The organism is Pseudomonas sp. NPDC078416 (genome assembly GCF_050268485.1).
Taxonomy (GTDB): Bacteria; Pseudomonadota; Gammaproteobacteria; order Pseudomonadales; family Pseudomonadaceae; genus Aquipseudomonas.
Genome location: NZ_JBNNGV010000055.1, coordinates 1 through 14,462 on the forward strand (window position 1 = coordinate 1; position 14,462 = coordinate 14,462).

Annotated in this window: 10 protein-coding genes; 7 read left to right on the plus strand and 3 right to left on the minus strand. The window is 60.4% G+C overall.

Annotation, left to right across the window (positions count from 1 at the left end):
* Positions 1-444: 444 nt before the first annotated feature.
* On the minus strand, positions 445-2,400 hold the full coding sequence (acs, locus tag ACQKEN_RS24900; protein WP_427689443.1) for an acetate--CoA ligase: 1,956 nt from the start codon (positions 2,398-2,400) through the stop codon (positions 445-447).
* Between the two features lie 449 nt (positions 2,401-2,849).
* Here acs and ACQKEN_RS24905 point away from each other — a divergent pair, with 449 nt between their 5' ends.
* Together ACQKEN_RS24905 and ACQKEN_RS24910 are read left to right on the plus strand one after the other, a co-directional pair.
* Positions 2,850-3,116, plus strand: coding sequence for a DUF2790 domain-containing protein (locus ACQKEN_RS24905; protein WP_074890321.1), 267 nt, complete (start codon positions 2,850-2,852; stop codon positions 3,114-3,116).
* Positions 3,117-3,313: 197 nt separating this feature from the next.
* A complete protein-coding gene (locus ACQKEN_RS24910) occupies positions 3,314-7,825 on the plus strand; it encodes a deaminase domain-containing protein (RefSeq protein WP_427689444.1) in 4,512 nt (1,503 codons plus the stop codon).
* 91 nt (positions 7,826-7,916) lie between these two features.
* Here ACQKEN_RS24910 and ACQKEN_RS24915 read toward each other — a convergent pair whose 3' ends face one another.
* Positions 7,917-9,482, minus strand: coding sequence for a sigma-54-dependent transcriptional regulator (locus ACQKEN_RS24915; protein WP_427689445.1), 1,566 nt, complete (start codon positions 9,480-9,482; stop codon positions 7,917-7,919).
* A 273-nt stretch (positions 9,483-9,755) separates the two neighbouring features.
* Here ACQKEN_RS24915 and phhA point away from each other — a divergent pair, with 273 nt between their 5' ends.
* From phhA to ACQKEN_RS24940, 5 genes are all read left to right on the plus strand, one after another.
* On the plus strand, positions 9,756-10,544 hold the full coding sequence (gene phhA / locus ACQKEN_RS24920; protein WP_427689446.1) for a phenylalanine 4-monooxygenase: 789 nt from the start codon (positions 9,756-9,758) through the stop codon (positions 10,542-10,544).
* 51 nt (positions 10,545-10,595) lie between these two features.
* Positions 10,596-10,952 (plus strand): 4a-hydroxytetrahydrobiopterin dehydratase, encoded by a 357-nt coding sequence (locus tag ACQKEN_RS24925; protein WP_074890313.1) that lies wholly within the window; start codon positions 10,596-10,598, stop codon positions 10,950-10,952.
* Complete coding sequence (locus ACQKEN_RS24930) at positions 10,953-12,149, plus strand: amino acid aminotransferase (RefSeq protein WP_427689447.1); 1,197 nt, start codon at positions 10,953-10,955, stop codon at positions 12,147-12,149.
* Between the two features lie 180 nt (positions 12,150-12,329).
* Positions 12,330-12,467 (plus strand): hypothetical protein, encoded by a 138-nt coding sequence (locus tag ACQKEN_RS24935; RefSeq protein ID WP_163022140.1) that lies wholly within the window; start codon positions 12,330-12,332, stop codon positions 12,465-12,467.
* Between the two features lie 237 nt (positions 12,468-12,704).
* Positions 12,705-13,919: an MFS transporter gene (locus tag ACQKEN_RS24940; protein WP_427689448.1), complete on the plus strand. Its 1,215-nt coding sequence runs from the start codon at positions 12,705-12,707 to the stop codon at positions 13,917-13,919.
* A 204-nt stretch (positions 13,920-14,123) separates the two neighbouring features.
* Here ACQKEN_RS24940 and ACQKEN_RS24945 read toward each other — a convergent pair whose 3' ends face one another.
* On the minus strand, positions 14,124-14,246 hold the full coding sequence (locus tag ACQKEN_RS24945) for a hypothetical protein (RefSeq protein ID WP_427689449.1): 123 nt from the start codon (positions 14,244-14,246) through the stop codon (positions 14,124-14,126).
* Between the last annotated feature and the right edge of the window lie 216 nt (positions 14,247-14,462).

The window sequence follows — 14,462 nt, forward strand, 5'->3', positions numbered from 1 at the left end:
AGTAGGGGGGAAGATAGGGAGGGGGATGATTAAAGAAGTGGCCTCTTCCCGGCTAAAGCCGGTCCCACTAAAGGCACCGAGTACACCCTGTGGGACCGGCTTTAGCCGGGAAGCTTTTGCTTTTGATCTTCATACACAGGAAGTCCAGACACCACAAACCGCGAATTGGGTGCAGGCTGAACGCAGGTCTCGCGCAGTGGGCCGAGCCGCAGGGATGCGGCGAGAGCGCCGTCAGGACAGGGATGTCCGTTCGGCGCGGGCCCACGGAGCGGGACCGGAGTGAGGGTATTCCGACGAAGGAGGAACCAAACCAGTAGCAAGCACCCTTGGTTACTTGGGGATGGTGCGACTTTCGACTTTTCCAAGTAACTCGCCGAAGGCGAAACGTCTGCCGTTAGGCAGACGCTCTTGATCTTAGCGATTGTCGCTCCCGAAGCACGACCGTCAGGCCGCAGTCATGCTCTTGTGGGTCTCAACCAGATGCGCAACCACACTCGGGTCAGCCAGCGTCGAGATATCGCCCAGCGCGTCGTACTCCCCGGTGGCGATCTTGCGCAGGATGCGACGCATGATCTTCCCGGAACGGGTCTTCGGCAGCCCCGGCGCCCACTGAATCACATCCGGCGAAGCGATCGGACCGATCTCCTTGCGCACCCAGTTGCGCAATTCGATGCGCAACGCCTCATCCGGCACTTCACCACCATTGAGGGTCACGTAGACATAGATGCCCTGCCCTTTCAGATCGTGAGGCACACCCACGACAGCCGCTTCGGCAACTTTCGGGTGAGCCACCATCGCGCTCTCGATCTCGGCGGTGCCCATGCGGTGGCCGGACACGTTGAGCACGTCGTCGACGCGACCGGTGATCCAGTAGTAACCGTCTTCGTCGCGACGGGCGCCGTCACCGGTGAAATACATGCCGCGGAAGGTCTTGAAGTAGGTGTCGACGAAACGGTCGTGGTCGCCGTACAGGCTGCGCGACTGACCCGGCCACGAGTCGAGGATCACCAGATTGCCTTCCGCCGCGCCTTCGATGAGGTTGCCCAGGTTATCCACAAGCGCCGGGATCACGCCGAAGAACGGACGCGTTGCCGAACCCGGCTTCAATGCAATAGCGCCGGGCAGCGGGCTGATCAGAATGCCGCCGGTTTCGGTCTGCCACCAGGTGTCCACAATCGGGCAATTCTTTTTGCCGACGGTGTTGTAGTACCAGTTCCAGGCTTCCGGATTGATCGGCTCGCCGACCGAACCCAACAGGCGCAGGCTCGAACCATCGGCACCCTCTACGGCTTTGGTGCCCTCGGCCATCATGGCGCGAATGGCAGTCGGTGCGGTGTAGAGGATGTTGACCTTGTGCTTGTCGACGATTTTCGACACGCGGGTGATGTCCGGGTAGTTCGGCACGCCTTCAAACAGCAGCGTGGTGGCGCCATTGGCCAGCGGGCCGTAGACGATGTAGCTGTGGCCGGTGACCCAGCCGACGTCGGCGGTGCACCAGTACACTTCACCCGGGCGGTAATCGAATACGCGTTCGTGGGTCAGCGCGGCGTACAGCAGATAACCCGCCGTAGTGTGCAACACGCCCTTCGGCTTGCCGGTGGAGCCGGAGGTGTAAAGCATGAACAACGATTCTTCGGCGCCCATTTCTTTCGGCGCGCAGGTGCTCGATGCCACGTCCAGCAGCGAGTGGTACCAGATGTCGCGATGACGGTTCCACTCGATATCGCCGCCGGTACGTCTGGCGACGATCACTTTCTGCACGCTGGCGGTTTCCGGGTTGGTCAGCGCACGGTCGACGTTGGCCTTCATGGGGGTTCTCTTGCCGCCACGCAGCCCTTCGTCCGCGGTGATCACCACTTTCGATTTGCAGTCGATGATGCGACCGGCCAGCGCTTCAGGCGAGAAACCACCGAACACCACCGAGTGAATCGCACCGATGCGCGCGCAGGCCAGCATGGCCACAACGGCTTCGGGGATCATCGGCATATAGATAGTCACGACGTCGCCGCGATGGACATCCTGCCCGCGCAGCGCGTTGGCGAACTTGCAGACTTCTTCGTGCAGTTCGCGGTAGGTAATGTTGCGACTCTCGGAAGGATCGTCGCCTTCCCAGATGATCGCGATGGAATCGCCACGCTCGGCCAGATGGCGGTCGAGGCAGTTGTAGGAAACGTTCAGGGTGCCGTCGGCGAACCACTTGATGTCGACGCGGTGGTCGTCGAAGGAGGTCTGTTTGACGGTGGTGAATGGCTTGATCCAGTCAAGGCGCTGGGCTTGTTCGCGCCAGAAGCCATCGGGATTGACCACCGACTGCTGGTACATCGCCTTGTAGGTCGCCTCGTCAGTCAGCGTGTTGGCTGCCACTTCAGGGCGGACGGGGTACAGGGAAGCCGCACTCATCTTTCTTACCTCGGTGGAAATGTTGTTGTTTTATGACCCTGTTGTATCCGCCGATGGCTGCGAAGGCCATTCGACGATGGTCTTACCGACCCCGAGCATAGCGCCGAATGCAGGTGAAGTGCCCGGTTTCAGGCAAATCTTCATGTCCCGGCTACGACTAAAGAACCCATCGAGCGCCTGGCAACAATCTGATAACGGCGATTGTTGCCGATTTGCTCAACAGACTTTATCAAAATGGTTTCTATATGAATTCCGGACAGCGGCATAGAATCCGTTCCGCCAACACGGCACATGATTGATAAATAACAGCCCCCCACACTGGACTGTCAATCAACTCACCCATCCGGTAAATATTCGCTTCACCCAGAGTCCCACAAGGGTTCTGTGCGCCCTGCCGGCCGCACTTTCTGCGCCGCAGGGTTAATGAAGCAACTTAGAGGAAACACGTAATGAAAGCTGCACTGGTTGTAATGGCTCTTTGTGGTTTCAGCGCCATGGCAATGGCAGAAGAATCCGGCGCGAAAGTGGCCGCCCAACAACAGCGTGTCGAGGAATACACCTACTCCACCAAGCTGGATATCGCGAAAGTCATTTCGGTGGATGACGTGCCGAACGTCTGCCAGGTCGTCCCGCAGCACATGACCTACGAAGACTCGCAGGGCAAACGCCACGTGCTTGAGTATCAGGTCATGGGTAACGGTTGCAGCAACGGCTGACCGGCGCCCCCGACGTTCACCGCCTCGCGGACTCTCATCGCGAGGCGGTGAACGTTATTTTGTCTGCGCCTTTAAATGTTGCTTTCAATAACTATGTAATACCTCGCGCTTCTTGAATTAACGAACGTCTCCTGAGAAAGGTTGCCAGTCATCACTGGGAACAGAACGTTCGACAGTTAATCAGGAAGTGCACATTTATGAGTTCCCACCCTCATCACGAAACATCCACATTGATTCACCCGAGACTGCAACGCCTCAAGGCTGAGGACATAGTGAGGGTCAACGAGATTACCGGCCCCCAATCCATCGCGGTATCGTTGGGTGATGTATTCAAAGAATACCTGGCGGCTGATGCGGTCATTGAGAAGACGCTGCGCGACAGTGATTTCCTGGCGCTGATCCACCGCGTTGTCGGCTCCGCCGAGGTGGAACGCTATATCAGCGGCATGCTGTACGAAGGCGATGTAAACATCGCCATTGACCCGCACACCCGAGTGACGTTTTTCCAGACAGTGTGTCGCCTGGCCATCGAACACGAACGACCGGGCACACTGGAGGCCGCGCTGACCGAGATTCGTCAAAGCGCGTGCGCCTGCAAAACATTTTCCCTGGCCGATCGATTGTGGAGGTCGTTGCCGCCACTTCGCCGTGTCGGCGCTTTGTGGGCAGCGGCATTCCTGCTGTATGACGACCTGGGCCATGGCGTCCCGGCGCCCGAGACAGTGCCTTTACCCCCACCCCTTGACCTGCACGGTTATCAAGACCTGAACGCAGTGGTCAGTCACCTTTTGGTTGATCAACCTGGGGACTCCCTTTGCATCAAACTCTTGAACCTGCTGCCCATGGACCTGCTCAGCATGAGCAGCGGACAATTTCGCCCTGCCAGCGCCCAGGAAATCGAAGCAGGCGCCGACCTGACTCCTGGCAGAGACGACAGAATGGCGTTTTTTCCGGGTGCGACCCTGACCCACCCTGTCGATATTGCGCTGGATGCTCTGTTGAACTGCGCGCCGTTTGCCGCCTTGCAGAACCGTCTGGTAGAAGCGCTCGAGTGGTACAACCCTGAGGACAGGCAGCTCGCTTCGACTTCGATGGCGCGACAACTGGCGGTCCAGGCGTTGATCGACTGCATTTACCCGATCCATCAAAGGCGCATCGGTTACCTGCTTGATTTCCACCTGTTCGCCGAGGACAACGCCGACTGTTCGCTGTACGACATTCGCATCAATCTGATCAACAGTCTGCGCAACATCCTGGGATGCCGGAACGCCGACGCGCAGATCATCATGCAATTGCTGGCGACGCGTTTTGCCCCGGAACTGCTGCTGACCGATGCACCCGATGATTTTCGTTACCAACCCGACCTGCGCTGGGCCAATCTTCGCCATGCCATGGCACTGGACCGCGCAGCTCCGGGATCCCGGACGTTCACCGAGTGGGAGGCACTGCCTGCGCAACTGGCGGCCGAGGCCACGACGACAGACGAAAGGCTGCACATCGCAACGACCCGAATTGACACCATGATCGTGTGGAATCTGTACGAGAATCATGTCGTCGAGCAACCTCGGTATTCTGCCGACGACATCGCGCGCATGACCCGGTACTTCGAGTCCGCGTGTGAGCGACAGGCACTCAACAATCCTCCCGATCGCCTCAATGATGCGCGACGATTGCTGATAGTAGCGGGTATCGACCCCGACGCCATGGGCACGCTGGGCTCTGCCAACATCACCGAACTGGAGGCTTACCTGGACAATGGGGCGGCGTATCGGCCTTCACGCCCTCCGGCGATCCCGCTTCCTGACGCCACGTTCCAGTTCCATCAGGCGTTTGATCGCTATTTGAGTGAGGCACGACAGACGTACACGCACTTGATGACGCTGTTTCTGGATGAACTGCCAACGCCTCATCGCAACCGTCTGCTAAGCGCCGACATCGTCTGTTACGCGGCGCAATGGCGACAGTACGTCGGCCCGATCGTGGGCGCAGTGCCCTCGATCGACAGCAGCCCTGTCAGCGACTGGCAGGATTGCAGAGGCGGGCACGGCGGCCTGGTGCATGTCGTCCATAAAGGGCAGCACTGGGTGTACGAGTTGTTCCCCGAGCGCTTCGGGTTTGAGTGCACGGTCGTCGGTGCCGGCGGGGTGATGCCGCTTGACGATCCAAACCTGGCCGCCGAAGCGCTGAACCTGTTGATCATTCCCGATCATGAGCGCTACAACGGCGCCCCCCTGCCCTATGAAAAGTCCGGCCTGTCAAAAGCGGTGCCGCTGACCCGTCGCCCAGGCACCGACAACCAGACCCATCTGGTGCAGGGCTTCGTTGACCAGATTTTCCTGCACCACAGCCAGGAGTTGCGCGAAGTCTGCCAAGGCGCGACCCGCCAGGAAACCTGGAAACGGCACCGCGAGTCGACCTCGGATGCGATGTATGCCTGGAAGCTGATCAAATCGGTGATCCCCATCGTCGGGTGCTTTAACGTCACCGACGGTGGCGACGCCTTCTCCTGCGTTGCTGACGTGGCCGACGGGACTACAGAAGCCAGCAGAATTATCGTCATCGCCGGACGCGCACTCAAGCCTTTAACCAAGCTGGGGAATAAATCGCGTATCGGCTCGCCTCGTCTTCCTTCGCCAGCCAGTCCCCGCCAGCAAAACGCCAAGTGGTTTGCCGGAAAGGCGGCGGAACGCAAACGTTTCGAGCGCAGGGTGCATGCCGGCCGGGCCACCGTGGTCATGGGCAAGTTCAGCCAACGTGGCGGCATGTACCAGCCCATCTCCAACACCCGGGAAACGGCTGATTCAGCATTGATCCGGGCGAAGGTGGATAACGTCGACCAAGTGCTGGTACGAAACATCGCTACCGATCAAGCCCCGGACTACCGCTGGTGCAATCCCCACGATCAAAAGCCCTACGGCCCTCCACTCATCCGCGACCCGGCTGCCGGGACGGATGAAGCACCGGTGTTTACCACCACCCAGAAGCACTTGCTGCCGGGCCAGTTTCCCGGCGCCGTGCACCTGGACGAAGTAGACGGCCATGGCTACGATCTGTCGGTGGCCGGAGGCCGAAACATTCTTGTGGCACGCAGGGGTCAATCAGTCACTGACCTGATCATCGATGAGGTCGGCTACCGCTTCGACGATAACGGGTCATCCGGCATGCTGCGAAAAGTGGAACTGGAATCACCCGCCGCACGGCTTGGCCGGCTGGATGAGGTGCCCTCTCACTGCGTGAGCCGTCGCAGCCCGATGCAAATGAGCTGTTCCGGCGCAGTGGTTCTGATCTCGACCACGCGCCCGGCAATCGACCCGGCGCTTGAACCCCTCACGTTCGGTGAACAGGCGAGCCATGCGTTCATGACCCGTCGGTTCAGACCTGTATTGCGATTGACGCCGATACGCGGACAAGCCACCCCGCAAAGGACTCACCTGCTGGTAGATGACGCCAAGGTCAGCACCTGGGTCAACGAAACGCTACCGGGACGAGGCGCACAGCATGTACCTCTGACGGGGCACAACACACTTTCAGCCCTGACCTCGGACGCCGCCCTCCACTTGGGTATCCCCCTGCCGCTGCACTACCGGCCAACCGTCCGGGGCAGATTGATGAAGGACCAGACCCTCGGGCTGCCTGACGACCTTGATGACAGCTGGCGCCTGCGTATTAACCACGAGCTGCCGGTGGTGCAGCTCGATTCGATCTGCAAGACGGTCAACGACCAGCGTGAATTGCGTGCGATCCGGCTGACCCTCGAAGACGGTCAGTACCTCGCCGTCGAAGCCGACACGGGGCAGTTCTACAAAGCCAGGGAGCTGCCGGAGGCTGCGCAGTTGACGTTTGCACGCATGACATCCGACGCGGATATCGAGGCCTACCTGACCTCCAGCGAGAGTTACCGCCTGGGTGCGGGCCGACGCACCCTCGGTCAGGACATGGATAACATCGCCCGCATGCTGTTTGAACTGGAAAGCGCCGGGGTCGACATGCAACGCATCTATCGCCCCTACCGTCCCATCATGGAAAACCACGCGCGCAACATCCTGACGCGGGAGACGGCGCTGGAAAATTTCGTCACGCTGACCAAAAGCAGCATCGCCAACTTCAAACCCCTTGGCGAAACGGACGCGCTGACACGTCTGCATGTTGCAGGGGTGCTCAATTCATTGTTGCCCGCGTCCGCGTCCAGACATGCCTGGATCCCGGTATCCGCTGCCGAGATTGGCCTGGAGACGACGGGCGAAAATATCCGCAAACACCTGAACACGACCAATCTGGCATTTCTGCTGGCTGAAACGGCGGACAGCAGGCGCCACGTGTATTACGCACTGGCGGGGGGCAAGCGGGGCAGGAAACTGACGCTGCGTGTTCCCGACACCGGTGAAGGCAGTTCCATGACGTTTATCGATGCACGGGAACGCATGAGCAGCCAGCCGCCCAATCCGTCATTCACCAGTTTGCCGGTCCTGCGCACTGCACAAAAACTCAAGATTCGCGAGCATGATCGCTACCTCGACGCCGAACGCCTGATTGCCACGGCGTTCACCCAAGACATGCCGGCGGGGGCAGCCGTGACCAGGATTCATTTCTTCACGCTGATGGACACTTGCAATTCCTGCGGAGGATTCGTCCTGCCACGCCTGAAACTGGACTATCCGCAGGCAGACTTTTCCGTCAGCTACATCCTGCCCTACATCCCGCCAAGCTGAGGGCCGAGCTTCAGGAACGGTTTAACCGCGAGGCATCAGTGGGCGCAAGGGTGACGCGGGAGTAAATCCGGCTCTGACGGATGAATCGCGCCTAGGGTAGATCGGGGTTCGGACCCAGACCGTACTGGCGCAATTTGTTGGCGATTGTGGTGTGGGAAACGCCAAGGCGCTTGCCCAGCAGGCGGCTGCTCGGGTGCTCCTCATGGAGCCGCTCGAGCAGCGCTTTTTCGAAGCGCCCAACGATGTCTTGCAGACTCCCGTCCAGCGAAAAACCGCCCAGGGGCTGACGCCCGCCGTATTCGGGGAAGCGGATGTGCTGCGCCTTGATCCGCCCGCCTTCGCACAACGAAACCGCCTGAAACAGCACGTTTTCCAACTGCCGGACGTTGCCAGGCCAATGGTACTGGCGCAGCCGGTCCAGCACCTCGGGACCGATTTTCGGAAGTACACAGCCGATTTGCCGGCTGGCCTGATCCAGGAAGTGCTCGACCAGCGGCGCGAGACCGTCCAGACAGTCGCGCAGGGGTGGAATGTGCAGCGATAGCACGTTGAGCCGGTGGTAGAGGTCCTGGCGGAATTCACCCCGGGCGCAGAGTTCGGACAAGTCCACTTGCGTCGCGCAGATGATGCGCACGTCCAGATACACCTCTTCGTCGCTGCCTACCCGTCGAAAGCAGCCTTCCTGCAAATAGCGCAGCAGTTTCGCCTGCAACCGCGTACTCATTTCCGCGACGCCATCGAGAAACAGCGTGCCGCCCGAAGTCAGTTCCAGCAGCCCCAATTTGCCTTCGGCACGGGCACCTTCGAACGCGCCGGGGCCGTAGCCGAACAGCTCGGTCTCGGCCATGGATTCGGAGAACCCCGCGCAGTTCAGCGCCATCATCGGCGACTGGCCGCGCGGGCTCGCCAGGTGACAGGCCCGTGCCAGCAGTTCCTTGCCGGTGCCGGTCTCGCCTTCGATCAGCAACGGCGCATCCAGCGGGGCCATGCGCCGGGCCTCCCGAACCACCGCCGCCATCACTTTTGAGCTCTGAAAAATACTGTCGAAGCCGCGCAGCTCTTGCTTGCGCACGTTATAGATGTGCTCGCCGACCCGGTCGGCGCGGTGCAGTGTCAGCACGGCACCCGCCATGGCTTCGCTGTCTTCGTGCTCGGATTGCAGGGGCGCGATGTCAGCCAGAAAGATGTCGCCCTTCACCTTCACGCGCAGGCCGTTGATGCGCGAGCGGTTGGCGCGCACCAGTTGCGGCAGGTCGAAGTCCTCGGCGTAACGGGAAAGCGGGATGCCCGGCACCTCATCGACCCGCACGCCCAGCAACTGCGCCGCGGCGCGGTTCGCCGCCACGATGGAGCCGCCCATGTCGATGGACAGCACGGGGAATTCAAGGGCGCCGAGCAAGGCATTGAGCTCCATATGCCGACGTTCGCTGGGCATCAATCCCACACGCTTGACGCCGAACACCCCGGCGATGGTCTCGAATTTCGGCACCAGCGCCTGGAACTGCAGATTGATCAGGTTCGGGCAGCGCAGATAGATGGCGTCGCCATGCTCACCGCCCACTTCGCCGCCGGAGACATTGACGCCGTAAGCCACCAGCAGTTCGAGAATGTCGCGCAGGATGCCGACGCGGTTCTGACAATGGACTTTGATACGCATGGAAGGCTCGCGGACGTGGCATCGATTTAGGGTTGGCTCGAGTTTACCGTCAAGAATACGTTACAGCGCAAGGGCCCGCTAACCCCATATAGAGAATGTATTCAGTTAAAGCCGTTGAACCGTCACGATTTCTTTACGAATTATCAGACGCTGCTGCCCGGACCCCGCGCTGGCACTGCCTACTAAAGGCGCCAAATAGGCTATCAATAGCTCCATCGGACTTATCCCCATATCGCTTCGCTCCATATAAGAACAAACCATCAGGAGAGCCCCATGAGTACGCAATACGTCGCCCGCGAGCCGGACGCCACCGGATTCATTGATTACTCCGACGCCGAGCACAGCATCTGGAACACCCTCATCACCCGCCAGCTCAAAGTGATCGACGGCCGCGCGTGTCAGGAGTATCTCGATGGCATCGAGCAGCTCGCCCTGCCCCACAACCGTATTCCGCAGCTTGGCGAAATCAACCGCGTGCTGGGCGCCACCACCGGTTGGCAAGTCGAGCGCGTGCCGGCGCTGATTCCCTTTCAGACCTTCTTCGAGCTGCTGGCAAGCAAGCGATTTCCGGTGGCCACGTTTATTCGCAGCGAAGAAGAACTCGACTACCTGCAGGAGCCCGACATTTTTCACGAGGTTTTCGGACACTGCCCCTTATTGACCAACCCCTGGTTTGCAGAATTTACCCACACCTACGGCAAGCTCGGTCTGGCAGCCAGCAAAGAGCAGCGCGTGTACCTTGCCCGCCTCTACTGGATGACCATCGAATTCGGCCTGGTCGACACGCCCCAAGGGCGCAAGATCTACGGTGGCGGCATCCTCTCCTCGCCCAAGGAAACCATTTACAGCGTGTCTTCAACCCCTGAACATCAGCCCTTCGACCCCATTGAAGCCATGCGCACGCCCTATCGCATCGACATTTTGCAGCCGGTGTACTTTGTGCTGCCGGACCTGAAGCGTTTGTTCGACCTTGCCCATGAAGACATCATGGGCATGGCGCGCACGGCGGCTGAACTGGGCCTGCACGCGCCCAAGTTCCCCTTGAAAACAAAAGCCGCGTAAAACAAAAGCGGCCTAAAAGAAACCGCCCGAACCCGATCAAGGAATTTGCCAATGACCGCTCTCAACCAATCCCAGTGCGAAGCCTGCCGCGCCGACGCTCCGCAGGTCAGCGACGCCGAGCTGCCGGATTTGCTCAAGCAGATCCCCGACTGGAACATCGAGGTGCGTGACGGCGTCATGCAGCTGGAAAAAGTCTTCCTGTTCAAGAATTTCAAATTTGCGCTGGCGTTTACCAACGCGGTCGGCGAAATTGCCGAGGCCGAAGGTCACCATCCGGGTCTGCTGACCGAATGGGGCAAAGTGACCGTGACCTGGTGGAGCCATTCCATCAAGGGGCTGCACCGCAACGATTTCATCATGGCCTCCCGCACCGACGAGGTGGCCAAAAGCGCCGAGGGCCGTAAGTAAATGTATTTTTCACAGATCCAGCGCGTACCGGACGATCCCATCCTGGGCCTGATTCAGGCCTACGCCAAAGACCCGAATCCGAACAAGTTCGACCTGGGCGTGGGCGTCTATAAAGATGCGCAGGGCCTGACCACCATTCCCCGCGCGGTAAAAATCGCCGAGCAGCGGCTGGTCGATTCCCAGCCCACCAAGAGTTACATCGGTGGCCATGGCGAACCGCGTTTCGGCACGCTGATCTGTGAGCTGGTCATGGGCGCCGATTCGTCGCTGATCGCCAGCAAACGCGTCGGCGCCACCCAGACACCCGGCGGCACCGGCGCGCTGCGCTTGAGCGCCGACTTCATTGCCAATTGCCTGCCGGGCAAGGGCATCTGGCTGAGCGATCCGACCTGGCCGATTCACGAAACCATCTACGCCGCGGCGGGCCTGAAGGTCAGTCACTACCCCTACGTGGGCAGCGACAACAAGCTCAACGTGCCCGCCATGCTGGAGACGTTGAAGACCATTCCCGAGGGCGATGTTGTCCTGCTGCATGCGTGCTGCCACAACCCGACCGGGTTTGACCTGTCCCGTGATGACTGGCACGCGGTGCTGGAAATCGTCAAGCAACGCAACCTGCTGCCGCTGATTGACTTCGCGTATCAGGGTTTTGGCGACGGTCTCGAGGAGGACGCCTGGGCGGTTCGCCTGTTTGCCGGCGCGCTGCCTGAGCTGCTGATCACCAGTTCCTGCTCGAAAAACTTCGGGCTGTACCGCGAGCGCACGGGCGCCTTGCTGGTCTGCGCTGACACCACCGAGAAGCTGATGGATGTGCGCAGTCAGTTGTCCGCGACCGCCCGAAATCTGTGGTCGAACCCGCCGGACCATGGTGCCGCCGTGGTCGCCGAAATTCTGGGCGATCCTGAACTGAAAGCCCTGTGGGCTGAAGAAGTGGAAGAGATGCGCAGCCGCATTGCGCAACTTCGGGTCGGGCTGGTCGAGGCACTGACACCACTGGGGCTGGGTGAGCGTTTCGCCCACATCGGCGTGCAGCGCGGCATGTTTTCCTACACCGGCATGAACGACCACCAGGTGGCACGTCTGCGCAACGAGCACAGCGTGTACATGGTGGCGGCGGGTCGGGCCAACGTCGCGGGAATCGACGCCACGCGGCTGGATGAGCTGGCAGCGGCGTTTGCGGCGGTTTGCAAGGACTGAGGCGATCACCGATCCGACGCGTTTCGCGGGCCGCGCGCATGTTGTAGGAACCCATCCTCACTACATGACCAGCGGCCCGCATTTAAAAGTCTGATTGTCATTTGTAGTGCTGTATCCTCCCTGAGCGTTCTCGGACGCGCTGTTCAATTCAGCCGCAACACACTTGTGAGGAGCGACGATATGCATGAAATCCCGAACTTCCCCTTCCCAAGCCAAACTCAGCAAAGTGCAGCAGCCCGCCAGGAGCTCGGTCAGCCGATCGAGATGAAGGCCAGCGGTAAACGCAACGACAGCAGCAAAGCCCAAAGCCCGCGCTGAAGGCTGATTTTTCAGCCCCTATGGAAGAGCGTCTTCAAGGTGTATTTCCATAAGGGCTGAATCATTCGCGACAGGCTTCACCTCTGCTTGACCCCGAACCAAGATCCACCCATCCGCTACTCCCATGCACCGCCTTGCCTCGCTATCATGTGCCCTCGTGCGGATTCAAGCGTCTACGCTTCAACCCGATTGACCCCTTCGCTATTCTTTTTCCGTCGTAACCGTGGATCTATGCCCATGCCAGACGCTTCGAGCGCTGCCCCTCAACGTCCTATGGCTGTCACGCTGCAGGTTGTTTCCATCGTCCTTTTCACCTTCATCGGCTACCTGAACATCGGTATCCCGCTGGCCGTATTGCCTGGTTATGTGCACACCGACCTTGGCTTCGGCGCGGTGGCTGCCGGGCTGGTGATCAGCGTGCAATACCTCGCGACACTGCTTAGCCGGCCCTTTGCCGGGCGCTTCATCGACACCCGAGGCCCAAAGAAAGCGGTGATCGTCGGCCTGTTCGGCTGCGGGTTGAGTGGCGTATTCATGCTCTTCGCCGACTGGCTTGATGCCTGGCCAATGGTCAGCCTGATCAGCCTGTTCGTGGGGCGACTGGTGCTCGGCAGCGCGGAAAGCCTGGTTGGCTCTGGCTCGATCGGCTGGGGCATCGGCCGCGTCGGCGCCGCCAACACGGCCAAAGTGATTTCATGGAATGGCATCGCCAGCTATGGCGCACTGGCCATCGGCGCGCCGGTGGGGGTGTTGCTGGTCAACGCGCTGGGCCTGTGGAGCATGGGCGTCAGCATCATGTTGCTGGCGGCGCTGGGGATTTCCCTGGCCTGGAAGAAAACCCCGGCGCCGCTGGTGCATGGCGAGCGTCTGCCCTTCCTTCACGTGCTCGGCCGCGTGCTGCCCCACGGCACCGGGCTGGCGCTGGGTTCGATCGGCTTCGGCACAATCGCCACCTTCATCACCCTCTATTACGCCAGCCACACCTGGCCCAATGCAGTGTTGTGCCTGAGCCTGTTCGGCGCCTGTTTCATCGGCGCACGCCTGCTCTTTGGCAACCTGATCAATCGCATCGGCGGCTTCCGCGTGGCGATTGCCTGCCTGTCGGTGGAGACGCTGGGGCTGCTGCTGCTGTGGCTGGCGCCCAACCCGAATCTGGCGTTGGCCGGTGCAGCCCTGACCGGCTTCGGCTTCTCGCTGGTGTTCCCGGCGCTCGGCGTTGAAGCGGTGAATCTGGTACCGCCGGCCAGTCGCGGTGCAGCAGTGGGGGCTTATTCGCTGTTCATCGACCTGTCCCTGGGCATTACCGGGCCAGTGGCGGGCGCCGTGGCGGCAGGTTTCGGCTTTGCGTCGATCTTCCTGTTTGCCGCGCTGGCTTCACTGAGCGGGCTCGGGCTGAGCGTGTATCTGTACAAGCATGCGAAGGCAATGCGGGAAAAGCCGGCTGCGCTGTGACGCGGCATTGACTGCAGGAGAACCCCCGTCGCGCAGTAAACGCAATCCCTGAGGGAGTGACGGGAGTGGCGCTCCCACAGCTCATCTGTCGGCAGATGCACCTGCGGTGTAGTCATGTTTGACGAGAGCCGGCTTGCTGGCGAATGAATTGGGTCAGCAATATTTGCGTTGCCTGATTTGACGCGTTCGCCAGCAAGCCGGCTCCTACAGTGAGTCGGCGTCAAACCCCGAGTCCGGGATGAATGCAAATCCGTAGGCGCCGGCTTGCTGGCGAACGCGGTGGGTCTGCAACGCCAGTGTTGCCTGAAGCGCCGCATTCGCGGGCAAGCGCGCTCCTACAGTGGGTCGGAGTCAAACCCCGGGGCCGGGGTGAATGCAAATCCGTAGGAGCCGGCTTGCTGGCGAATGAATTGGGTCAGCAATTATTTGCGTTGCCTGATTTGACGCGTTCGCCAGCAAGCTGAACTGGTCAAGTAATTCTGGACACCCGTTTAGGTTTTCAAGCAGCCGCTCCCTCTGCAGCCACAGGCGACCTGTAGCCGT

Bases quoted from the DNA above. Each gene is read 5' to 3' on its own strand.
- acs (WP_427689443.1), bottom strand. From the start codon at position 2,400: ATGAGTGCGGCTTCCCTGTACCCCGTCCGCCCTGAAGTGGCAGCCAAC.
- ACQKEN_RS24905 (WP_074890321.1), top strand. From the start codon at position 2,850: ATGAAAGCTGCACTGGTTGTAATGGCTCTTTGTGGTTTCAGCGCCATG.
- ACQKEN_RS24910 (WP_427689444.1), top strand. From the start codon at position 3,314: ATGAGTTCCCACCCTCATCACGAAACATCCACATTGATTCACCCGAGA.
- ACQKEN_RS24915 (WP_427689445.1), bottom strand. From the start codon at position 9,482: ATGCGTATCAAAGTCCATTGTCAGAACCGCGTCGGCATCCTGCGCGAC.
- phhA (WP_427689446.1), top strand. From the start codon at position 9,756: ATGAGTACGCAATACGTCGCCCGCGAGCCGGACGCCACCGGATTCATT.
- ACQKEN_RS24925 (WP_074890313.1), top strand. From the start codon at position 10,596: ATGACCGCTCTCAACCAATCCCAGTGCGAAGCCTGCCGCGCCGACGCT.
- ACQKEN_RS24930 (WP_427689447.1), top strand. From the start codon at position 10,953: ATGTATTTTTCACAGATCCAGCGCGTACCGGACGATCCCATCCTGGGC.
- ACQKEN_RS24935 (WP_163022140.1), top strand. From the start codon at position 12,330: ATGCATGAAATCCCGAACTTCCCCTTCCCAAGCCAAACTCAGCAAAGT.
- ACQKEN_RS24940 (WP_427689448.1), top strand. From the start codon at position 12,705: ATGCCAGACGCTTCGAGCGCTGCCCCTCAACGTCCTATGGCTGTCACG.